Here is a 24,373-nt window from a genome sequence, read left to right on the forward strand (position 1 = left end):
ACCCCCAGCAGCGATATTAATAATTTTATATTTATTGGATTGGGTTTTTACCATGGTTGAAAAAACTGTTGATTGAAAGTAGAGTGGATAACGACCACCAATACGCCATTCAGCGTAAGGTTTTTTGGGTAAATTGGGGTCAACTCGGTTAGTGTTACGTGAGGTATGGCAACCGGTAATAAGTATTACTAAACTGATGACGGTAATAATGCGTTTCAACATAAGCAGCAGTCCTTCTATGTTAGTGATCGGGGTGAATGAGCCGTTGCCAATCGCTTTAGTTGGCAACGAGTTTATGCCCAATTGATCAGCAAATCAGCCATTGTTTTCCCTGACTCGTTGCTCATAGCCTAAAAATTGGGTGGATTTTTTAGTTTCAGGTATTGTCCCATGGTGACGTTATTGTACTTTTCTTGCCATGCTTTAGGCATGCCGTGTTTTTTTAACCACGCTTTAGCTTCGGGAGTAATTTCAGTTATTTTTCCGTTAGGGTAAGGATTGGGACACACATCAGATCCTTGCGGTATCCGTTCGGTGACCCCTTTACCAAACTCTATTGACTGTGCATCAGGGTGAGCAACGCCTATGAGCCAACCGGTCACACTGCCACCCGGGGCAAAACCAATAATAACCGTGTCATTATAACCAATCTCATTTTGATCGTAGGCTTCAGAATAGTAATGATGTGGCGTTACCATTTCTTGCCGTGCCCACAATGGCACCACTAATTTAGTACGATAAAAGGTTTGATCGGCAAAAGAGGACCAGCAAATATAAAATTCTTCCGGTAAATCAGAATACACAGGCAGGTCATTGATACCAAAACGTGTATTCCATTTACCCGGATCCCGACTGTAATTACCCCCAGCAGCGATATTAATAATTTTATATTTATTGGATTGGGTTTTTACCATGGTTGAAAAAACTGTTGATTGAAAGTAGAGTGGATAACGACCACCAATACGCCATTCAGCGTAAGGTTTTTTGGGTAAATTGGGGTCAACTCGGTTAGTGTTACGTGAGGTATGGCAACCGGTAATAAGTATTACTAAACTGATGACGGTAATAATGCGTTTCAACATAAGCAGCAGTCCTTCTATGTTAGTGATCGGGGTGAATGAGCCGTTGCCAATCGCTTTAGTTGGCAACGAGTTTATGCCCAATTGATCAGCAAATCAGCCATTGTTTTCCCTGACTCGTTGCTCATAGCCTAAAAATTGGGTGGATTTTTTAGTTTCAGGTATTGTCCCATGGTGACGTTATTGTACTTTTCTTGCCATGCTTTAGGCATGCCGTGTTTTTTTAACCACGCTTTAGCTTCGGGAGTAATTTCAGTTATTTTTCCGTTAGGGTAAGGATTGGGACACACATCAGATCCTTGCGGTATCCGTTCGGTGACCCCTTTACCAAACTCTATTGACTGTGCATCAGGGTGAGCAACGCCTATGAGCCAACCGGTCACACTGCCACCCGGGGCAAAACCAATAATAACCGTGTCATTATAACCAATCTCATTTTGATCGTAGGCTTCAGAATAGTAATGATGTGGCGTTACCATTTCTTGCCGTGCCCACAATGGCACCACTAATTTAGTACGATAAAAGGTTTGATCGGCAAAAGAGGACCAGCAAATATAAAATTCTTCCGGTAAATCAGAATACACAGGCAGGTCATTGATACCAAAACGTGTATTCCATTTACCCGGATCCCGACTGTAATTACCCCCAGCAGCGATATTAATAATTTTATATTTATTGGATTGGGTTTTTACCATGGTTGAAAAAACTGTTGATTGAAAGTAGAGTGGATAACGACCACCAATACGCCATTCAGCGTAAGGTTTTTTAGGTAAATTGGGGTCAACTCGGTTAGTGATACGTGAAGTATGGCAACCGGTAATAAGTATTACTAAACTGATGACGGTAATAATGCGTTTCAACATAAGCAGCAGTCCTTCTATGTTAGTGATCGGGGTGAATGAGCCGTTGCCAATCACCCTGTTGGTTAAGGTGCGGTTGGTGCACTTGCAGTAAACGTGTTTTGGCGTACTCTTTTTCACTTTTTGCCGGCCAGCTGATTTTCACTATTTGACCAGTATTTTTTCAATCCAAACACCTTTTAGTTTAATGTATGGTAATATATTTAATCAAACTAAGGTTTAGGATGAAAATCATCTATTTGTTTGCGCCACAGATTATAATTCCAAGTGATCACTTTGGTTTTCAGTATTTCCAAATAATCTAATGCCGCCTGTTTTCCGGTTGGGGTAAGCATTTGTTCCAAACGTTGTTGGATTTGCTTGTTATATTCCCAAACCGGTGGTAATTGCTCTGCATCCCACGCTAAATTGTTGCCTATCTCGATAATTTTTTGTTTTGCATAATCACTTAACAGCGACCAGGCATAAGCTTTAATCGGATCTTGCTCTCGACCTAATCCATAGAAATAGGCTTCAGTCATGCGCAATATGCCAATAATTGAGCTATGCTCGGCCATTAGCTGGGCATAATCTATGGCTAGTTTTAAATCATCTGATTTTAATGATCTGCGGTATTCGGTTAATTTAATTATTTGTTTATACTTTTCATCCTGATAATGGTCACCTTGTTGAAATAACATTCGAGCTATCAAATCTTCGTAGCAATGATAGCCACCTTCAAGGGCATAATTTAAATACACAATACTTTTTTCTAATTGCTCATCAGGACAGGGGCGCGCCATACCTTGTTCATCATACCAACAAAAACCCATTCCCCACCCCTTTTTATATGCAAAATACGGATATTTTAAATCGGCAAACTTATCCCATAAATACCACTGTATTTGCTCACTTTTAAATACGTCAGGTTCAACCAACGGTTTACCAGCACTATCCACTAACTGATCCCGATATTTGCGCATAAATTCTGTAAATGAGATCATCCCATCATCTTTGTAACCATCATTAAAGAGTTCCTGCCAACTAAGGAGAGAGTAATAATATGGCATGGCATTTTTATCCCATTGCCAGGCATGTTTAAGAAATTTTATCAATTGTTCAGGATTAACCACACCATAAAATACGCCATCGTCAAAGGCTGAGTCATACAGCTTTTTAGCTTCGTCTATACGTAATAATTCATTTTCGGGAATAGTTGAAGGGTAAATGGTAAAGTCCATAATTAAATTTTCGGATTCAACAAAACCAACATTGACTTGACTATCGGATGATTGATTAAAATATAATTGATAAAGGCTAATAACCATAATCATCACTAGCATGACTATTTTGAACTTTGAACGTTTCAATTTGCTATTCTTCACACGCTATCCAGATTAATCACTATTATTCAACCTTAAATTTTACTCACTACAATATAGTTAAATAAATTACGGTTTAGGATGAAAATCATCTATTTGATTGCGCCACAGATTATAATTCCAAGTTATAACTTTGGTTTTCAGTATTTCCAAATAATCTAATGCCGCTTGTTTTCCGGTTGGAGTAAGCATTTGTTCTAAACGTTGTTGGATTTCTTTATTATATTCCCAAACAGGTGGTAGTTGATGAGCATCCCACGCTAAATTATTGTCTATCTCAGTGATTTTTTGTTTTGCATAATCACTTAACAGCGACCAGGCATAAGCTTTAACCAGATCTTGCTCTCGACCTAATCCATAGAAATAGGCTTCAGTCATGCGCAATATGCCAATAATTGAGCTATGCTCGGCCATTAACTGCGCATAATCTATGGCCAGTTTTAAATCATCTGATTTTAATGCCTTGCGGTATTCGGTTAGTTTAGTCAGTTGCTCATATTTCTGATCTTTATATTGACGCCCATGTTGAAATAACATACGGGCTATTAAATATTCGTAGCAATGATAGCCACCCTCAATGGCATAATTAAAATACTCAATACTTTTTTCTAATTGCTCATCAGGACAGGGGCGCGCCATACCTTGTTCATCATACCCACAAGTACCTATTATGTAACCATTTTTATATGCAAAATAGGGATATTTTAAATCGGCAAACTTATCCCATAAATACCACTGTATTTGCTCACTTTTAAACACCTCAGGTTCGACTAACGGTTTACCAGCACTATCCACTAACTGATCCCGATATTTGCGCATAAATTCTGTAAATGAGATCATCCCATCTTCTTTGTAACCTTTATTAAAGAGTTTTTGCCAACTGAGGAGAGAGTAATAATATGGCATAGCATTTTTATCCCATTGCCAGGCATGTTTAAGAAATTTTATCAATTGGTCAGGATTAACCACACCATAAAATATGCTATCGTCAAAGGCTGATTCATACAGCTTTTTAGCTTCGTCTATACGTAATAATTCATTTTCGGGAATAGTTGACGGGTAAATGGTAAAGTCCATAATTAAATTTTCCGGTTGATTAAGTTCATAGTTTCGTTTTTTTAAATTATCAGTATTTAAATATATAAAGCCAATACTGATAATAAGACCCAAAATAATGACAAAAATGATTAATTTTTTCCGTATTGATTTGTTTTTTTTGGCAGTAAAACTCATTAAATATATTCCAAATCATTTTGATTAAACACATCCACCTCAACAATGCGCGCTTCTAACTGACCTTTATTAAATACTCGGCAAGGTAGAATTTGATTTTTTTCGGATAATTTTTTAATTTCTTGGTAAATAGGATATAACTTAGGTAATGTAGTAGATGCTTTAATTTTTTTATTTTTTTCATAATTCTCTTTTAAACTTAATATCCTATCTTTTGTATCGCCTGTCAGTAAAGCATATCCCCACAAAACAGAATCAGCCATATAAAGAGCTACTGCATTGTAATATCGATTAGGACGATAACCATATATTTTTTGAATATCTTCATTAGTTAGATAAGATTTTGGTATATTTGGCATATAAATGCCATTTGTATTCAATTCCCAATTTTCTGCAAACTGTTGTGAATTAGTTGTAAAGCTTCCAAAAGTAACTTGCCCTAAACAGCGTGTTTTTTGTTGCTTTGAAATGGTATTAGCTAAGCAAATTTGATTTTCTATTTCTTCTTCATCTAGCGTATCTTCATAAGCGGCACCTCGACAGGAGTGTAAAACAAAAATGCCTTCATTTGGATGCCATGGTAGACGTTCCATTTTATCATAAAAGTCAAAATGTATTTTACCTCTACCAGTAAAAGCCAGGAAACTTTCATTGCCATGACCAAAATAATGAACTTGCCACAAAGCATATTTACAAGCCGTTTCTGAGTTAGTTAATTCATTATATAGTTTTGTCCATTCCGCTTTGAATTGTAATGGATACTCAAAACCTTCTATGATTCTAACTTCTGCATCGGGGTATTTAAGTTTTAATTGTTGTTCTTTAAATTTTGCCGCTTTAAAAAAGGCCGTTTTTCCATCACCACTAAAAGAAAATAATATAAAAAGAGGTGTTGGTACGTTTTTTAATATCACTTCCTCAGTGGCAACCTCGCCATTTTCAAGTTTACTTGTTTGAGCTGTAAAAATTTTACATTTTTGCGTGTTTTCATTTGGCATATTGATTAACTTACCTACTAATTAATTCCAGTGTAATTGTTTCATTTTCATTGGTAGAGTGGAATGGTTGTGTATACCCATTTTTATCGGTTTGCCCTTGTATCTTTCTACCATCAGGTAGCGTAGCAATGTAACGTTCATTGGCATAAATTTTTCCGGTTTCATCTTTACAGATAAATTTAACTGCATAATCACCAATAATATACGGTAGTGCTAATGGATTAGGTGCTATTGTTTTTGCTCCCATTTTTTGCAAGGCATTGCTTTTTATATACACATTACCAGCTGTACCGAGTTCAATCCCCTCTTCACTGATTTTGATATAAGAGCCTCCACAAATTAAGGTGATTTTTTGACTGGCTGTGATTGTCAGCTCACCATCAACACTGTCAATTTTAATATCCTGCTTGGCGGCCATATTCAGGTTGGCATTTTGCGCTTGCAGGTTTATATCACCCTGGTTAGCAAAGACTTTCATCCCCGATTTGTGAGCAAATAACCCCATTGATTCACCACCAGACAAGGTGATGGTTTTTAAGGCGGTAATATCAGTCTGGTTTTCACTGGTTAAGGAAATACTGCTACTCGTAGATAGTTGGATGTTTTCAGGACTGGTTAACGCAATGCCCTCCTGTGCATAAGCTAAAATGCCACTTTGCGCCAGCTCAGTTAAGTTTGCCTTGAGCTGATTTTGACTGTCGGTATCAGCACTGTGTGCTTCCGATTGTTTAGCCGCATTTTGTAGGGATTTAGCTATCGATAAGGCGTTTTCTAACTGAGTAATTGCGCCTTGCATATCCAGCTGTTTGCCCTGCGCTTTTGGCTCGGTTTGGGTAGTCAGATATAACCCTTTTGCCGCTGCTAAGGCGCCCCATTCATCAGTGCGCAGTTCAAACCCTTCACCTCGCTGCTCTTTATTCTGGTTAACTAAGTGACCAATATTAAGCTGGGTTTTTCCGTATTCAGTGGCTAACTTGATGTGCTCCTGACCGCGTTTATCATCCATCCGCAGTTTATTGTTGGTCGCTGTGCGAATCACATTGCGATGTTTGTTGGCCGTTGCAACATGGTCAGGGTGGGCACTGTCATGCATCGCATAAGCAATATAAGGGCGGTCAGGGTTACCGTTAGTAAAGGCTATCGCCACCTCCGTACCGTCAATAAGCGGAAAGTGAAAACCATAACTACCACCGGCATACGGTTTCGCCAGTCTGACCCATAAGCTCTCTTCACCGCTGTTCCAGCTTTTCAGGTCAAAGTTAAACTTAACCCGGTATCGACCCTGAGTGTCAATATAACCATAGGTGTCATTATCCGGACTGGTCACCCGTGCCGGTAAGGTGCCACTGATTTGTGGCCATGCTATCGGTTTAGGGCGGTAGGGTTTTAATACCTGATACGGGATGGCGGTAAATGCCACTTCATAAGCATCCGTGCGGTTACCGTGCCCAGCCACACTTATAATGATAAACCCCTCTTGCGTATCGGCTAACGGGTTACCTGTTATGCGAATACGTTGACCCGGCACCAGCTGACAGCGGTTACTTTTACCGCTGATGATTACCTGACTACTGATTGCCTGTTCATGACGAATACGCGCATACCATGTCCCACTTTCAATGCTGTTATCCTGATTACCTTCGCGGTTACCATTTTGCTCTCCTGCCGCAAAACGGTTGGCTGTATCGCTATCACGACCAGCATTAGCCGTGCCATTATCATTCAATCCTTTATAGTGCTCTTCATAACGGTAATTCGTGCCATATGTTGTCCCGTTTGTCGGCTGACTGTTCACTTCCGTTTGTAAATTGCTGCCTGCATCCCGGTAATTATAATCCTGCACCTGAACTGACGCTTCAACCATCTGACTGTGTAAACCCATATCCCACACACTGTCAACACCCGCATCTAAAGTGCCACTCGGTAGTTTGTAGTCGATATCCTTTGCCTGCTGATAACCTTGTTCGTAATCACTTAAGACCATAACATCACAACTGTGCTCAGCATGCGTTTCAAAACGAAACCATATCCCCACATCGGCTAAAATTCGTTGAATAAAGGTCAGGTCACTCTCCTGCCATTGGGTGATAAGCTCCCGGACCGGATAACGGTCTTTTAATTCTAAACGGTAGTCAATGCCGGTAAAACCATGCCCACGCAGCACCTCTTCAACAACGCCCACCACACTCAAATTCTGAAAAATAGCACTGTTATGACTGAGTGCCAGCTTTGCCAGCACCGAGGACAATACCACCTGATAATGCGCTTGCTCTTTATTGACCGATAACTGACTAAACTCAGTAATCACCCCGTATACAATGCGTGAATCGCCTGACGATAACAGGTCGGTCAACGACGATTCAAGCGGAGCAAAAGCACTTAAGGTATTAAGCGTTTGCGTTACCTTTGAGACAATATCGAAATTATTCGCCGGGTGAAAAATAAATGCGGCTTTTTGATTTAAAACCGAGTCAAGTGTGAGGTGTTTATCTGAACTTGTAAAGGAAATGCGATAATGCCAGGGCTGGTTAAGGGTTTCATCACTGCTTACATCTAATACCGATATTGCTGAGCCTAAGGCTTCTATTGTTAATGTGTAACGATTATGGCTGATTGCGCCATTAAGCCCATTACTCACACCTTTACCATATTGAGTAAGAGTGGCTAGTCCTTTTTCCATATCCATATAATCCTCTCTATCAGATTCAGATCTTATGAATAAAGTTATATTTAAATATATGTTAAATGATTAACATTCTTTAAATTCACAATTATTCAGCATTATTTTCTTATTAATATCAGATAATTATTTTGCTAAATATTTAAAACATCTGTATTAATTTAAACGTTATAAGCATTAAAAATACACTATATTAGCTTACAAAATACCTATTTTTGAGTAATTTGCAATCACTTTGTTTGTTTATATTGAATTTTTAATTCAATAAGCGATATTAAGCTAATTTAATAATATTAACTAATTGGTTAAAAATAAGTTAATCCTGCTGGATAAGTTTTTTTACAAACACTTTTGTCGAGACGAATTAAATTCTCATATAATTTCATACTTAAACATTCTAATTTAGTTAAACTTATTTACAAAAATAACAATTATCATTGATATTAATTATATAATTTTTTTTGAAAATAACAGCCATATACTTAATTATTATCTTAATAATCAATAAGCTACAAATCAATTATTAGCTTCATTAATAACTCAGATAGACCTTATTAAAAGATTGACTTATAAGTAATATTTATTTGACCAAAATACCTTTTTTCTTTAATTTCTTAGCCATTATGGGATTAATGCCTATACTTTCACAAAATATAAAAGCGATGATTTAGAGGCAATGATATGTTATATAACCAGCATCATGAAAAAGATAACTGCGGATTTGGTTTGATAGCCCATATTGAAGGGCAACCAAGTCACAAGGTGGTGCGTACAGCAATTCACGGACTTGCAAGAATGCAGCACCGTGGTGCCATTTTATCCGATGGTAAAACGGGCGATGGCTGTGGGCTTTTAATGCAAAAACCCGATCGATTTTTTAGGCTTGTAGCTGAAGATGCCGGATGGCGTTTAGCAACAAATTATGCTGTAGGCATGCTATTTTTAAGCCAAGATGAAGCCGAAGCTCAAGCTAGTCGTGAAATTGTTGAAGAAGAGTTAGCGGATGAAACTTTATCAATTTTAGGTTGGCGCGAAGTGCCAATTGATAAAAGTGTGTTAGGTGAAATTGCCCTGTCATCACTACCAAGAATTGAACAAGTCTTTGTTAATGCGCCTGCGGGTTGGACAAAAATTGATTTAGAGCGTCGTTTATATATGGTTAGGCGTCGCATAGAAAAGCGTGTGCAAGATGATACGTTTTATGTCTGTAGTTTTTCAAATCAGGTCAATATCTATAAAGGCCTTTGCATGCCTAAAGATTTACCTCGATTCTATTTAGATTTGGCAGATATTCGTATGGAAACAGCAATCTGTTTATTCCATCAACGTTTTTCAACCAATACTGTACCGCGTTGGCCACTTGCCCAGCCATTTAGACATTTAGCCCACAATGGTGAAATTAATACTATTGAGGGCAATCGCCAATGGGCCAAAGCGCGATCTTACAAATTTAAAACGCCACTTATACCTGACTTACAAAATGCCGCACCGTTTGTGAATGTAACGGGTTCGGATTCAAGTTCACTTGATAATATGCTTGAATTATTCCTTGTTGGTGGGATGGATATAGTACGTGCAATGCGTTTACTTGTTCCACCTGCATGGCAAAACAATCCAGATATGAATGAAGATCTGCGTGCCTTTTTTGATTTTAACTCTATGCATATGGAACCATGGGATGGTCCAGCAGGCATTGTTATGTCGGATGGTCGTTATGCTGCTTGTAACTTAGATCGTAACGGTCTACGCCCTGCTCGTTATGTTATTACCACAGACAAACTCATCACCTGCGCATCGGAAATTGGTATTTGGGATTATCAACCAGATGAAGTGGTAACTAAAGGGCGCGTCGGTCCGGGCGAATTACTGGTGATTGATACCGAAGAAGGTCGAATTTTACAATCGTCTGAAACTGATAACGATTTACAAAAACGTCACCCATACAAAGAGTGGATGGCTAAGAATGTAAAACGTCTGATTCCAGTTGAAGATCTTCCTGATGATGATATCGGCTCTCGTGATTATGATGATACGTTACTGGCGACTTACCAAAAACAATTTGGTTATAGCAATGAAGAACTTGATCAATGCATTCGCGTTTTAGGTGAAAATGGTCAAGAAGCAACAGGCTCGATGGGCGATGATACGCCATTTGCGGTATTATCAAGCCGTCCACGCTTAATTTATGATTACTTCCGCCAAAAATTTGCGCAAGTAACCAATCCACCAATCGATCCATTGCGTGAAGCGCACGTTATGTCACTTTCTACCAGTATTGGCCGTGAAATGAATGTGTTTGCCGAAGCGGAAGGACAAGCGCATCGTGTGGCATTTAAATATCCAGTTTTAGTGTATTCAGATTTTCAGCAGTTAACGACGTTAGAGTCAAAATACTATAAATCAGAAACGCTTGATATTACCTATGAAATTGATGGTAGCTTACGTGATGCAATTGAACAGCTTTGTGGTGATGCTGAAGCCAAAGTAAAAAATGGCACAGTATTGCTGATTCTATCAGATAAAAATATTGCAGCCGATCGCCTACCCATTCCTGCGCCAATGGCTGTTGGTGCTGTGCAACAACGTTTAGTTGAGAAAAATTTACGTTGCGATGCCAATATTATTGTTGAAACAGCAAGCTGTCGAGATCCACATCAGTTTGCTGTCTTACTAGGCTTTGGCGCAACTGCAATCTATCCATATTTAGCGTATGAAACTTTAGCGCAAATGGTCGATAAAGGTACGATTAATAAAACCTACCGTGAAGCAATACTTAATTATCGTAACGGGATTAATAAAGGTTTATATAAAATCATGTCCAAGATGGGCATTTCGACAGTCGCCTCTTACCGTTGCTCTAAACTGTTTGAAGCAGTTGGCTTACATAAGGATGTGGTAGAACTTTGTTTCCAAGGCGTTACAAGCCGAATTAGTGGTGCTAATTTTGATGATTTTGCTCAAGACCAATTTAACCTATCCAAAAAAGCGTGGTTACGCCGTAAACCATTAGAACAAGGTGGATTACTCAAATTTGTTCATGGTGGCGAATACCACGCTTATAATCCAGATGTGGTGCAGTCATTACAAAAAGCTGTAAATAATGGTAGTTATGAAGAGTATAAGCGTTATGCCGATATCGTCAATAATCGACCAGTTGCTACATTGCGTGATTTATTAAAACTTAATCCACCAGAAAGTGGCGCTATTGCACTTAATGAAGTCGAACCTGAAGAGGCTTTATTTAAACGTTTTGATTCCGCTGCGATGTCAATTGGCGCGTTAAGTCCTGAAGCGCATGAATCTCTTGCAACCGCAATGAATACGTTAGGTGGTTTTTCAAACTCTGGGGAAGGCGGCGAAGATCCTGCTCGTTATAACAGTATAAAAGTTTCACGCATCAAACAAGTGGCGTCTGGTCGCTTTGGCGTTACACCTGGTTATTTAATGAGTGCGGATGTGATTCAAATTAAAGTGGCACAAGGCGCAAAACCGGGTGAAGGCGGCCAATTACCGGGTGATAAAGTCACCCCTTATATTGCAAAATTACGTTTTTCTGTGCCAGGGGTAACATTAATTTCACCACCTCCTCACCACGATATTTATTCAATTGAAGATTTGGCACAACTTATTTTTGACCTGAAACAGATCAATCCAACTGCAATGATTTCGGTTAAATTAGTTTCGGAACCGGGTGTTGGAACAATTGCAACAGGGGTTGCTAAAGCTTATGCCGATTTAATCACTATTTCGGGTTACGATGGTGGTACCGGAGCCAGTCCATTAACATCTGTGAAATATGCCGGCTCGCCATGGGAATTAGGTCTGGTTGAAACGCAACAATCGCTTGTTGCCAATGGTTTACGTCACAAAATACGCCTACAAGTTGACGGCGGCCTTAAAACTGGTGTTGATATTGTAAAAGCCGCTATTTTAGGGGCGGAAAGTTTTGGCTTTGGAACGGGGCCAATGGTTGCCTTAGGCTGTAAATATTTACGTATTTGCCATCTTAATAATTGTGCAACCGGCGTTGCTACTCAAGATGAGAAATTACGAAGTGAGCACTATCATGGATTACCAGAAAAAGCGATGAATTATTTCCGCTTTATTGCTCGTGATACGCGTGAAGTTATGGCTGAACTAGGTGTTAGTCGCATCATCGACTTAATTGGTCGTACTGATTTGCTGTTAGAACTCGATGGCATAACAGCTAAACAACAAAAACTTGATTTATCAGGATTACTTAAAACAGCCACACCGCTTGAAGGTAAACCGGTATATTGTATTGAGGATAATAAACCTTTTGACAAAGGGCTACTTAATAAAGCGATCATAACCCAAGCACAAGAAGCGGTGGATAATCGTCAAAGCAAAAGTTTCTATTTTGAAATTCAAAATACCGATCGTTCAGTTGGAGCAAGTTTATCCGGCTATATTGCTAAAAAATATGGCGATCAAGGTTTAGTGACCGATCCTATCAACCTTAACTTTAATGGTACAGCCGGTCAAAGTTTTGGTGTATGGAATGCCGGTGGTGTGGATTTAACCCTTACAGGTGATGCTAATGACTATGTTGGTAAAGGCATGGCTGGCGGACGTATAGTCATTCGCCCCCCACAAGGTTCGGCATTTTTAAGCCATGAAGCAACCATTGCCGGTAATACCTGTTTATATGGTGCAACTGGCGGTAAATTATTTGCCGCAGGTCGTGCCGGTGAACGTTTTGCCGTACGTAATTCTGGTGCTATTAGTGTTGTTGAAGGCATTGGTGATAATGGCTGTGAATATATGACAGGCGGTATTGTATGCGTACTTGGTAAAACAGGGGTTAACTTTGGTGCCGGTATGACTGGTGGATTTGCCTATATTTTAGATGCTGATGGCGATTTTCATAAACGTATCAATAAAGAGTTAGTCGAAATGCTAAATGTTGCTGATTATTCAATACATGAAGAGCACTTACGAGGATTAATCATGGAGCATGCTCAACTTACTCACTCATCACGCGCTGAAGAAATTTTAGCTAATTGGCAGGATTTTGCTAAACAATTTGTTTTAGTTAAACCTAAATCGAGCGATGTAAAAGCGCTGCTTGGTCATCGTAGTCGTTCATCAGCAGAACTACGCGTTCAAGCACAGTAAGGAGAGCACGAAAATGAGTCAAAATGTTTATCAGTTTATCGATTTACAACGTGTCGATCCGCCAAAAAAACCGTTGAATATTCGTAAAATAGAATTTGTTGAAATTTACGAAGGATTTTCCCCTGCGCAATCTCAAGCCCAAGCCGATCGCTGTTTGGCTTGTGGTAACCCCTATTGTGAATGGCGTTGCCCTGTGCATAACTATATTCCGAATTGGCTAAAATTAGTTAACGAAGGTAAAATTTTAGAGGCAGTTGAACTCTCTCACCAAACTAATAGTTTACCGGAAGTTTGTGGCCGTGTTTGCCCTCAAGATCGACTTTGTGAAGGATCATGCACCTTAAACGCAGAGTTTGGCGCTGTTACTATCGGTAATATTGAACGCTATATTACCGATGAAGCCTTTAAAATGGGATGGAAACCTAACTTAACTAATGTTGAAAAAACGGGATTAAAAGTCGCCATTATTGGTGCGGGTCCTGCAGGACTTGCTTGCGCTGATGTTTTAGTACGTAATGGTGTAACACCGGTAGTTTTTGATCGTCACCCTGAAATTGGTGGGCTATTAACCTTTGGTATTCCTGCATTTAAATTGGATAAGGAAGTATTAATCAACCGTCGTAAAATTTTTACCGAGATGGGAGTTGAGTTTCGTCTAAATACCGAAGTAGGAAAAACAGTTCAATTATCTGAGTTACTCAATGAGTTCGATGCTGTTTTTATTGGAACAGGTACCTATCAATCAATGCGCGCAGGACTCGAAAATGAAGATGCTAACGGCGTTTATGATGCGTTACCATTTTTGATCGCCAATACTAAGCACATAATGCATCATGAACAAACCAAAGATACCCCATACATCGACATGAAAAATAAACGTGTAGTTGTATTAGGTGGGGGTGATACAGCGATGGACTGTGTCCGCACTTCAATTCGCCAAGGTGCAACTGACGTGACTTGTGCCTATCGTCGTGATGAAGCCAATATGCCCGGTTCTAAACGCGAAGTCAAAAACGCCAAAGAGGAAGGAGTACAATTTCAATTTAATGTACAGCCATTAAGTATAGAAATTAATAATACTGGGCACGTTACCGGCGTGAAAATGGTCAGGACTGAATTAGGTGAGCCAGATGCTAAAGGCCGCCGCTCACCAGTTATTATTGAAGGGTCTGAATTTATTTTACCTGCCGATGCAGTGGTAATGGCATTTGGTTTTAAGCCGCACTCAATGCCTTGGCTTACAGAACATGGAGTTGATTTAGATAAGCAAGGTCGCATTATTGCCCCAGAGGTTAAAGGGTATCAAACGACTAATGCAAAAATCTTTGCCGGCGGCGATGCAGTACGAGGCTCTGACTTAGTCGTCACCGCCATTAGCGAAGGACGTAAAGCAGCAGAAGGAATTTTAGATTATTTAGAAGTGTGATTGCGTTTTTAGATTAAATCCAAAAATTAACCCCACTTACGCAATGTTAAGTGGGGTTATTTTTAGCAAAATCTTTAATTATCGGTGTAATCGATAAGGTTCATCCATCGTGACAAAGCTGTGTTCTTTTAACGCCTCATTTATCCACGCTTGAATACCTTTAGTATGACAAATCGTTTCAATGTAATTAGCTAAAGTTGAGCTTGTCTGAATATGATAATTTTTTAATCTTAAGCATAAAGGTGCATAAAATCCATCAGCTATACTAAAATCACCAAATAAATAGTGATCATTTGATTTGTTAGAAGATAAAAAAGACGTTAATAAATCATCTAAGAACAAGAGCTCTTTTTTGACTTCGGGGTGATCACGTAAAATTATCTGCCCAACTTCTGGCAATTCAGCCTCGATATTCATGGGTAAATAATTTCGAATCGCTTGAAATCCCGAATGCATTTTTGCAACTAAGCTACGAGCCATTGCTCTACGTTTTATATCTGTCGGCCATAGCGCTAAATTGCGATGCTGTTCAGCTAAGTATTCACAAATCGCTAAAGAATCGGTAATAACAAGATCGTTATCAACAAGTATCGGAACAGTTCCAAATTTTGAAATGGATGATATCGTAGTTTTAAATAGGGAATCTTCATCAAAACTATCAAATTTAACCAATTTTTCAGCAAAGGGAATATCAAAATATTTCATCACCACCCAAGGCCGCATAGACCATGTAGAGTAGTTTTTATTGCCGATATAAAGTGTGTAATACATTTCCAACCACCCTACAATAAATATTAACTTTAAAAAGTGTTAAGTGCTAATCTCACTTAATCTTTACATCAACAACCTTATCTCACTTTCTACGAAGTTATAAGTAAACCACATGTGTGCCTTTTTCAGGTTGGAAGGTCGCTTTACCAAATTCATCAAGGAAATAAGCAATATGATCAGTTTTATCACCCAATAAACGCCCTTTCACTTTATTCCAGGTCATTAGCACAATCATTGCATCGGGTTCACAGCAAATCAGCATAGGTTGTTCGAACTCTTCATTATAATAAAACTCGCCACCATATATTTTATGTGCGGTGAGTAGTAGGTAACATCCATACTCTTGAGCAATCATATTTAATTGTTCTTCAGGAATACTAAAGTTTTTTTCGGCAATTTCGCTGATAATCATTTCAACAACAGTGATGCTCTTTTCAGAGTAATCAAGCTGATTAATGCTCCATGTTGGACTATGTAATATCGCATTTTGTGCCCACGCTTCTATTTCTTGATACAGTTCGTTTTTTTGTTCAGTCATTTTTATTTACTTCGCTATTTGATTTTTCTAATTGCTTAACACTTTGCCACGCGTCTTCCATTTGTTCAAGTGTTGCATCAACTAAAGCCAGATTTTTTTGTTTTAATAGCGATTCCACTTGTTTAAATCGACGAACAAACTTGTTATTTGCTTTTTGCGCGCAAAGTTCCGATTTAACTTTCAAATGACGTGCTAAATTAACCGTTGCAAAAATCAAATCGCCTAATTCTTCTTCAATTTTGTCTTGTTCAAGTGTTGATTTATTTAGCTCTTGCTCGACTTCAATTAGCTCTTCTTTTACTTTATCTAAGACAGGCTGCAACGCTAACCAATCAAAACCAACAGATGCACAGCGTTTTTGGATTTTCTCAGCTCTCATCAAAGCAGGAAGAGAATTAGGAATATCATCGAGTATCGAGAACTGCGCTCGCTCATTACGCTCTTGTTGTTTGAGCTGCTCCCAATTGAGTTTTGCAGCAGGATTATCTGAAAAGATATGTGGATGACGACGAACTAATTTATCAGCAACCGCATTGCAAATATCATCAAAATTAAACGCCTTTTGCTCGTCAGCCAAATCAGCATAAAAAACAATTTGAAATAACAGATCGCCTAATTCATTTTTCAGTTCTTGCATATCTTGTTGATCGATAGCCTCTAAAACTTCATAAGTTTCTTCTAAAGTATAAGGCTTTAATGAGGTAAAAGTTTGTACGCGATCCCATTCACAACCATTAATCGGATCACGAAGTTGCTTTGTAATAGCTTGTAGACGCTTTAATCCATTCACGGTAGATATCTCAATTAAATTGACCTAAGCGCATATTGTAATATATTCACAATAAAACAGTTATTTTTTTAATATTACTAACCTATTACTACTCAAATTATTCATAATAAATTCAAGCACAATTACACTAAAAAAATTTAACAAGCAAAAAAATCCAAATAAGACAAACAAAAAAAGATAAACAACAAATAAAGTGAATTTCAGTATATAATGTCGGTATGCTAAATCAATTACATTAATAAAAATGAATAACTTACGTGAACTTACATTAAGAGGCACTATTCTAGGTGCCTTTATAACGATTATTTTTACTGCATCTAATGTCTATTTAGGTTTAAAAGTTGGATTAACATTTTCTTCTGCTATTCCGGCAGCCGTTATTTCTATGGCAATATTGAGGCTTTTTTCTGGCTCAACCATTTTAGAAAATAATATGGTGCAAACCCAAGCATCAGCAGCGGGTACTTTGTCTTCAATTATCTTTGTGTTACCGGGATTATTAATGATTGGTTACTGGCAAGGTTTTCCGTTTTTACAAACCTTTGCCATATGTGCTGCTGGAGGAATGTTGGGCGTATTATTTTCAATCCCATTGCGTCATGTTATGGTAGTAAAAAGCACACTACCTTACCCCGAAGGGATCGCTGCTGCTGAAATTTTAAAAGCTGGCTCAAAATCAGGGGATAACGATACCAATGAAGGCCTAAAAGATATTTTAGTCGGTGGCGTCATCGCTTCTGTAGTCAGTGTTTGTACTAATGGTTTTCGATTACTATCTGAAAGTATCTCTTATTGGTTTACCGGTGGTAAATCAATCTTTCAATTACCAATGGGTTTTTCATTAGCTTTACTTAGCGCAGGTTATTTAATTGGTATTATTTCGGGTATTGCTGTGTTAGTTGGGACAATTATTGGTTGGGGATTTGGTATTCCTATTTTAAGTCTTATAACCGATTATGATACTAATGAGCCTTTATCTAAAATTGCTATGGGACTTTGGGCAAAAGACATTCGCTACATTGGTGCTGGTACTATTGCAATTGCTGCAATATGGACATTATTAACATTAATCAAACCAGTTATTGAAGGTTTAAAAATATCATTCAGCACTTTACGTTCTGATGTTTCAGCGAATGATATCGCCGAAACAGATCGCGATCTCTCGCCTAAATCAATCTTTTTGATAATGGGTGGGATGCTAATTATCTTAATCGTGACTTTTTATTCATTTATTTCTGGCAGTGGGTTATCAACAGGCGTTGCATGGGCATTAGTATTTTGTGCAGTTCTATTTGCTTTTATTATGGGCTTTTTAGTTGCTGCCGCTTGTGGTTACATGGCTGGACTAGTTGGCTCATCCGCAAGTCCAATATCAGGCATTGCCATTGTCGCAGCTATTGTAATTTCGCTCATCTTATTAGGTTTAGGTGAAGCCAATGGTATGTTAGCATCCGTTGAAGGATCCAATTTTGCGACTGCTTTAGCGCTATTTACTACCAGTTCAGTTTTAGCAGTTGCTTGTATTTCTAATGATAATTTACAAGATCTTAAAACAGGCTATCTTGTTAAAGCAACCCCTTGGAAACAACAGGTTGCTTTACTCATTGGTTGTGTGGTTGGTGCTATTGTTATCGCACCTATTCTTGAGATTCTCTATAACGCATATGGTTTTACCGGGGCATTACCACGAGCAGATATGGATCATTCACAAGTGTTAGCTGCACCGCAAGCAACCTTAATAACAACTATTGCCAAAGGGATATTCTCTCATCAACTTGATTGGACCATGATTTTAATCGGCTTGGCGGTCGGTACAATGATTATCATCATTGATTTAATTTTAGCAAAATCAAAATGTCGCTTCCGTTTACCTGCATTAGCGGTTGGTTTGGGTATCTATTTACCGCCGACCATTACTATGCCAATCTTCGTGGGCACCATACTATCGTGGTTAATTAAGCGTGGCGCTTATGCTAAAGCAAAAAAACAAAATTTAGATCCTGAAGCACAATATAAAAAAGTTGATAGTAAAGCGGCGTTAATTGCTTCGGGATTAATTGTAGGTGAAAGTTTAGTTGGTGTGTTATTAGCTATAGTGATTGTTATCAGTATTGCCAGTGGCGGTAGTGATACACCATTGGCTATATCAGCTGACTTAGGTACATTACCACAATATTTGGGATTAGCGGTATTTGTGGCGATCTGTTTGTACTTTATTCGTCGATCATTAACAGCAATCAAACAATCATAATAGAACTAAACAACGTTAAGCCCTTTAGCAATCATAAAGGGCTTTCATTTATCTGAAAACCTTACCTACGCATCCATCATATTAATATTACAATCAATGATTTTCATGGTTCTATCAACAAGTTGTTGTGCAATTTTAGCCGTTAGATTATAAGGACTCATTGCCATCTTGGTCATCCTATTTTGATTTTACTTGAACTTCAATTTTTGCTAGGATAGCTCATTTTATTTTGAATAATAGATCGCAATATCATGATTGTTTTTGATTCTATCCAAATTCGCCGAGGTGTAAATCTCCTATTAGATAATGCTTCAGCCACTATTAATCCTAAACAAAAAGTGGGATTAGTTGGTAAAAATGGTTGTGGAAAATCCACCTTATTTTCGCTAATCAAAGGTGAAATTCAAGCAGATGGTGGTAGCTTGAGCATTCCTGCACAATGGCAACTAGCTTGGGTTAATCAAGAAACACCCGCTTTAGATGTGCCTGCTATTGAGTATGCTATTGATGGGGATCGAGAGTATCGCCAATTAGAACAGAAATTAGCCATTGCTAATCAAGAAAATAATGGTGAACAAATTGCAATTATTCATGAAAAACTCGATACCATTGATGCTTGGTCAATACAGGCAAGAGCTGCAACACTATTACATGGTTTAGGATTTTCTAACGAACAACTTCTGTTGCCGGTTAAATCCTATTCAGGCGGTTGGCGAATGCGACTAAATTTGGCGCAAGCGTTAATGTGTCGTTCTGATTTACTGCTTCTAGACGAACCGACCAACCACCTTGATTTAGATGCTGTAATTTGGCTTGAAAAGTGGTTAAGTAATTACCAAGGTACACTAATTTTAATCTCACATGACCGAGATTTTTTAGATCCTTTAGTGAATAAAATTATTCATATCGAACAAAAGAAATTATTTGAATACACAGGCAATTATTCATCATTTGAAACACAGCGCTCAGCAAAATTGGCTCAACAACAATCATTATACGAAAGCCAACAACTTAAAGTCGCTCATTTGCAAAGTTACATCGACCGTTTTAGAGCTAAAGCAACCAAAGCGAAACAAGCGCAAAGTCGAATTAAAATGCTAGAAAAAATGGAACTGATAGCGCCAGCGCATGTGGATAATCCTTTCCATTTTAATTTTAAACCTGCTGAATTTTTACCGAGTCCATTATTGATGATGGATAAAGTAGTTGCCGGCTATGGAGATAAAATTGTCCTTGAAAAAATTAAATTGAATCTTGTGCCAGGCTCAAGAATTGGTTTATTAGGACGCAATGGAGCGGGTAAGTCGACCTTAATTAAATTATTAGCGGGCGAACTACAACCTAAAGAAGGCCATATTAATTTAGCCAAAGGTGTTCAATTAGGCTATTTTGCTCAGCATCAGTTAGAGTATTTGCGAGGTGATGAATCGCCACTTTGGCATCTAACCAAACTTGCTGATCCTAAAATAACAGAACAAGAACTGCGTAACTATTTAGGTGGTTTTGATTTTCATGGTGATAAAGTCAATGAGCCTGTAAAAACATTTTCAGGCGGTGAAAAAGCACGATTAGTGTTAGCACTAATTGTTTGGCAAAAACCCAATTTACTGTTACTTGATGAACCAACTAACCATTTAGATTTAGATATGCGTCAGGCATTAACCGAGGCGCTTATTGATTTTGAAGGAGCTTTAGTTGTTGTATCACATGATCGTCATCTATTACGTTCAACAACTGATGAGTTTTATTTAGTCCACAATCATAAAGTCGAACCATTTAATGGCGATCTTGATGACTACCAAAAATGGCTTGCTGAAGAACAGAAAGCTGAAAATCAACCTGAACCCGATCAAGATGCGGCTAAAAAAGATAGTGTCCAAAATATCTCCTCGCAAGAGCGCAAAGAACAAAAACGCCGTGAAGCGGAATTAAGAGCGCAAATGCAGCCAATTAAAAAATTGTTGCAAAAAGAAGAGCAAGTTCTTGAACAACTGACAAAACAATTAAAAGCAATTGAAGAACAATTAGCTGATCCAACTATTTACGAAACAGAAAATAAATCACAATTAACGGAATTATTACTGAAACAGAGCCAACTTAAAGGTGATCAAGAAGAATCAGAAATGAAATGGTTAGATTTACAGCAGCAACTAGAAGATTTTAATTATGAAGATTAATATTGTTTTGCCAGGTTTATTTTTGCTAATTAACCTATAGCATAATAATCTTTAATAAAGAACCAAGTTAAAACGAATTTTTTTGTAAATGGCTAATTTTAAATATTTTTAAAAAAATATTTAATGAGCAACATCACACACAAATATATCCTTGCTTGGTTGCTGTTTACTAAAGCAACCAATGCAAATACAAATGATGTAAAAGATCAGATAAGATCGCCTTATGAAAAGAGGTCTTATACTTTAACCTTAGTAAAAAATAGAAAGAGTTAAACAAACTAAATTTTATCGCTAAGAGTAATTTATTGAATTTGTAAAGATAATTTATTCATCTAATACCAATATCCCGTCGGGATGAATTTTTAGATAAAATTCATCGCCGTATTTTGGCTTTAAATTAAATGAAATTAACGTATAAAAGTAAGATTTGATCATACCAGTTAACTGAAATCTTGTACTGAGTCCGCATATACGCTACATTTTCGACACGATATTTTTGGCAATCTTCAGCTTTTTGGGTTATCAGCTCAATAGTTTCTAGTCTAATGCCAACAATACAGCGTGTTGATTTAAATTTGATTTAATCTTGGCATTTTAGCTTATAACCAAAAATCGAAATATAACCATTATTATAATGCTCAGGGAAATTCTTTGCACATCGATAAAATTAGTTTTTGATAAACCTAAATAGTTGGTTGTAAATTCGGTAACATAACCAGAACATTCCCTTCATCAACGTAACACCAAGTCTAACAACAACAGTCAGAATTATAATTGATAATAAAAAATTCGACCTATAACCATTATATGCTTAGCATATTCTAGCGCTATGCGGTGCATAGATTATCCCCAAATGTTGCATTAACTCCAACAGCAACACCTAATAAAATTGCGTTAAAAATAACTCGAATAAATAGATCTTTGACAAAATATCAATAAATTGCAGCCGTATCAATTTTCTCTTTTCGTAAACATCGTCAAAAATATAGCCAGAGCTGAGTATAAAGCACATACTAATAGGGTAATTATTATCATTGTTCCAATGACAAAGCAATCACCTTCCATTCCCTAAAAGCCAGCAAACTTATGTATCATCATCATTTCAAACCAAAAAATATTATTGCATAGCCCATACGGGAATAACAAAACCATAAGTTTGTTACTGTAAATATCATACAAAATAATGTATAAATAGCATCAAAATGAAAGATTTGATTTAAAACATAAAGTTAATTACACCATTATGAGCTATAAAAATACTTTTAAGCGAAGATACTTAATGAGGAGAGTAGCAAGAAGAAATATACTAATGAAGTAAAAATAGACAAAAAACTAAAATGCAATACAAATCATTTCTGTCGGTGATGAACAAATTCACCTTTATGTTTATCCTATCATTTTATCGAAAGGGTAAAACATTGACGTTGATCCAAATAAGGCTATCTTGGTCATTACATTTAAATAGCGAATAAAAAATAGTAATTGTTATTTTTAAGGCAGATTTTTTGCATAAAAAAAATCACAGAATAATTTCTGTGATTTTTGTTGTCATTGAATTAAAAATATTCAAATAAATTAGCTTTTTTCTACTTGGCTAAAATCAAGTTCAACAGGTGTTGAACGACCAAAAATAGAAACTGAAACTTTTAGGCGACTTTTTTCGTAATCAACTTCTTCAACCACACCATTAAAGTCAGCAAATGGTCCTTCATTAACACGCACAAGCTCACCTGGTTCAAACAGTGTTTTAGGACGAGGTTTGTCACCGACTTGTTGTAAGCGGTTCATAATTGCATCAACTTCACGTTGACTAATCGGTGCTGGTCTATCCGATGTACCACCAATAAAGCCCATAGTTCTTGGTACACTTTTGACCAAATGCCAAGTCGCATCGTTCATTATCATTTCAACTAGTACGTAACCTGGGAAGAATTTACGTTCACTCTTACGGCGTTGACCACTTTTCATCTCAACGACTTCTTCTGTAGGAACTAATACTTCGCCAAATGCGTCTTCCATATTATGTAATTTGATATATTCACGTAATGATTGTGCAACACGCGCTTCATAACCTGAGTAAGCTTGAATGACATACCAACGTTTTTGTTGTGCTTCGCTCATATTAACGTCCTATTGATGTTAAATAAAAGACTATTGAACGGAATAAAGAATCCATTCCCCAAAGTGCTAAGCCGACAATCACAGTAATTGCAGCAATGAGTAAAGTTGTTTGTACGGTTTCTTTACGTGTTGGCCAAACTACCTTTCTTAGCTCTTTTCTAGATTCTTGTAAAAACACATAAAATGCCTTACCTTTATTTGTTGTAAAGGCAATAAATAAAGTTAACAACGAAATTACAACAACCGCAATAATTCGTACAATAGTATTTGGTTGATATATATCATTAGGTCCAGCAAAATAGAAATTCCCCCAGACAATAAACGCAATCAGTACTAGAACTAAACCCCATTTGAATTTGTCTAGATTCGTGTTTGTATCTTGACTCTCGTTACTTACTAGCATATAAAACCTATGATTATGTTATTTATAATAATATCTATTTTCCAAAATGCTCTTTAAAGAAAAACATTTTGCTAAACAGACTAGATAAGAAAGGGTATCAAACGACACCCTTCTTATTGTCGCTAGTGTATAAAATTATTTAATAACTTTAGCAACAACACCCGCACCAACAGTACGGCCACCTTCACGAATCGCAAAACGTAAACCTTCTGCCATCGCAATTGGGTGAATTAATGATACTGTCATTTTGATATTATCGCCTGGCATTACCATTTCTACACCTTCTGGTAACTCGATAGTACCTGTTACGTCAGTTGTACGGAAGTAGAACTGTGGACGGTAACCTTTGAAGAATGGAGTATGACGTCCGCCTTCTTCTTTACTTAAAATATAAACTTCTGATTCAAAGTCTGTATGTGGTGTGATTGAACCTGGTTTAGCTAATACTTGACCACGTTCGATTTCTTCACGTTTAGTACCACGTAGTAACACACCTACGTTTTCACCTGCTCGACCTTCGTCAAGTAATTTACGGAACATTTCAAC

The 24,373-nt window shown here is 37.6% G+C and carries 18 protein-coding genes and 1 pseudogene; 4 read left to right on the forward strand and 15 right to left on the reverse strand.

All coding sequences use genetic code 11. The features are described 5' to 3' along the window. The 8 genes from A9G09_RS08205 to A9G09_RS08235 form a co-directional block, all read right to left on the reverse strand. Positions 1-222: DUF2931 family protein (locus A9G09_RS08205; protein WP_141671552.1), on the reverse strand; the 222-nt coding region annotated here is incomplete at its 3' end. 128 nt (positions 223-350) lie between these two features. After that, entirely contained in the window at positions 351-1,082 is a 732-nt protein-coding gene (locus tag A9G09_RS08210; RefSeq protein ID WP_065634378.1) for a DUF2931 family protein, read from the reverse strand. Positions 1,083-1,210: 128 nt separating this feature from the next. After that, positions 1,211-1,942 (reverse strand): DUF2931 family protein, encoded by a 732-nt coding sequence (locus tag A9G09_RS08215; RefSeq protein ID WP_065634379.1) that lies wholly within the window; start codon positions 1,940-1,942, stop codon positions 1,211-1,213. A 19-nt stretch (positions 1,943-1,961) separates the two neighbouring features. Then, positions 1,962-2,084, reverse strand: coding sequence for a hypothetical protein (locus tag A9G09_RS13090; RefSeq protein WP_255307701.1), 123 nt, complete (start codon positions 2,082-2,084; stop codon positions 1,962-1,964). A gap of 67 nt (positions 2,085-2,151) precedes the next feature. Next, the gene (locus tag A9G09_RS08220) at positions 2,152-3,303 is read right to left on the reverse strand and encodes a sel1 repeat family protein (protein ID WP_141671553.1); all 1,152 of its coding nucleotides are present in this window, start codon (positions 3,301-3,303) and stop codon (positions 2,152-2,154) included. A gap of 66 nt (positions 3,304-3,369) precedes the next feature. Beyond that, positions 3,370-4,533, reverse strand: a complete 1,164-nt coding sequence (locus A9G09_RS08225) for a sel1 repeat family protein (RefSeq protein ID WP_065634381.1) — start codon at positions 4,531-4,533, stop codon at positions 3,370-3,372. Further along, a complete protein-coding gene (locus A9G09_RS08230) occupies positions 4,533-5,531 on the reverse strand; it encodes a hypothetical protein (RefSeq protein ID WP_065634382.1) in 999 nt (332 codons plus the stop codon). Before A9G09_RS08230 ends, A9G09_RS08225 begins: the two co-directional genes overlap by 1 nt. 10 nt (positions 5,532-5,541) lie before the next feature. After that, positions 5,542-8,217: a type VI secretion system Vgr family protein gene (locus tag A9G09_RS08235; RefSeq protein ID WP_081297522.1), complete on the reverse strand. Its 2,676-nt coding sequence runs from the start codon at positions 8,215-8,217 to the stop codon at positions 5,542-5,544. Between the two features lie 675 nt (positions 8,218-8,892). Here A9G09_RS08235 and gltB point away from each other — a divergent pair. Together gltB and A9G09_RS08245 are read left to right on the forward strand one after the other, a co-directional pair. Further along, positions 8,893-13,350, forward strand: a complete 4,458-nt coding sequence (gltB, locus tag A9G09_RS08240) for a glutamate synthase large subunit (RefSeq protein ID WP_065633254.1) — start codon at positions 8,893-8,895, stop codon at positions 13,348-13,350. 13 nt (positions 13,351-13,363) lie between these two features. Beyond that, positions 13,364-14,776, forward strand: a complete 1,413-nt coding sequence (locus A9G09_RS08245; protein WP_065633255.1) for an FAD-dependent oxidoreductase — start codon at positions 13,364-13,366, stop codon at positions 14,774-14,776. Between the two features lie 78 nt (positions 14,777-14,854). Here A9G09_RS08245 and A9G09_RS08250 read toward each other — a convergent pair whose 3' ends face one another. The 3 genes from A9G09_RS08250 to mazG form a co-directional block, all read right to left on the reverse strand. Continuing rightward, positions 14,855-15,547 carry a glutathione S-transferase gene (locus tag A9G09_RS08250; protein WP_065633256.1) on the reverse strand — a complete coding sequence of 231 codons (693 nt, stop codon included), beginning with the start codon at positions 15,545-15,547 and terminating at the stop codon, positions 14,855-14,857. A 97-nt stretch (positions 15,548-15,644) separates the two neighbouring features. Beyond that, positions 15,645-16,085: a hypothetical protein gene (locus A9G09_RS08255; protein ID WP_065633257.1), complete on the reverse strand. Its 441-nt coding sequence runs from the start codon at positions 16,083-16,085 to the stop codon at positions 15,645-15,647. Continuing rightward, positions 16,078-16,884 (reverse strand): nucleoside triphosphate pyrophosphohydrolase, encoded by an 807-nt coding sequence (gene mazG, locus A9G09_RS08260; protein WP_065633258.1) that lies wholly within the window; start codon positions 16,882-16,884, stop codon positions 16,078-16,080. Before mazG ends, A9G09_RS08255 begins: the two co-directional genes overlap by 8 nt. Positions 16,885-17,119: 235 nt before the next feature. On the opposite strand from mazG, the gene A9G09_RS08265 reads away from it, so the two are divergent. After that, a complete protein-coding gene (locus tag A9G09_RS08265; protein ID WP_065633259.1) occupies positions 17,120-19,126 on the forward strand; it encodes an OPT family oligopeptide transporter in 2,007 nt (668 codons plus the stop codon). Between the two features lie 68 nt (positions 19,127-19,194). Here A9G09_RS08265 and A9G09_RS12750 read toward each other — a convergent pair. After that, positions 19,195-19,287: pseudogene (locus A9G09_RS12750) on the reverse strand (sugar diacid recognition domain-containing protein); the annotation flags it as partial. A 90-nt stretch (positions 19,288-19,377) separates the two neighbouring features. Here A9G09_RS12750 and A9G09_RS08270 point away from each other — a divergent pair. Continuing rightward, a complete protein-coding gene (locus A9G09_RS08270; protein ID WP_065633260.1) occupies positions 19,378-21,303 on the forward strand; it encodes an ABC transporter ATP-binding protein in 1,926 nt (641 codons plus the stop codon). A 1,575-nt stretch (positions 21,304-22,878) separates the two neighbouring features. Here the strand turns inward: A9G09_RS08270 and nusG are convergent. The 3 genes from nusG to A9G09_RS08285 all read right to left on the reverse strand — a co-directional run. Further along, a complete protein-coding gene (nusG, locus tag A9G09_RS08275; RefSeq protein ID WP_065633261.1) occupies positions 22,879-23,424 on the reverse strand; it encodes a transcription termination/antitermination protein NusG in 546 nt (181 codons plus the stop codon). Position 23,425: 1 nt separating this feature from the next. Continuing rightward, the gene (secE, locus tag A9G09_RS08280) at positions 23,426-23,827 is read right to left on the reverse strand and encodes a preprotein translocase subunit SecE (RefSeq protein WP_065633262.1); all 402 of its coding nucleotides are present in this window, start codon (positions 23,825-23,827) and stop codon (positions 23,426-23,428) included. Positions 23,828-23,962: 135 nt separating this feature from the next. Beyond that, positions 23,963-24,373: EF-Tu/IF-2/RF-3 family GTPase (locus tag A9G09_RS08285; protein WP_335339950.1), on the reverse strand; the 411-nt coding region annotated here is incomplete at its 5' end.

Origin of the sequence: Gilliamella sp. wkB292, from assembly GCF_001690235.1 — a bacterium.
GTDB lineage: Bacteria > Pseudomonadota > Gammaproteobacteria > Enterobacterales > Orbaceae > Gilliamella > Gilliamella apicola_F.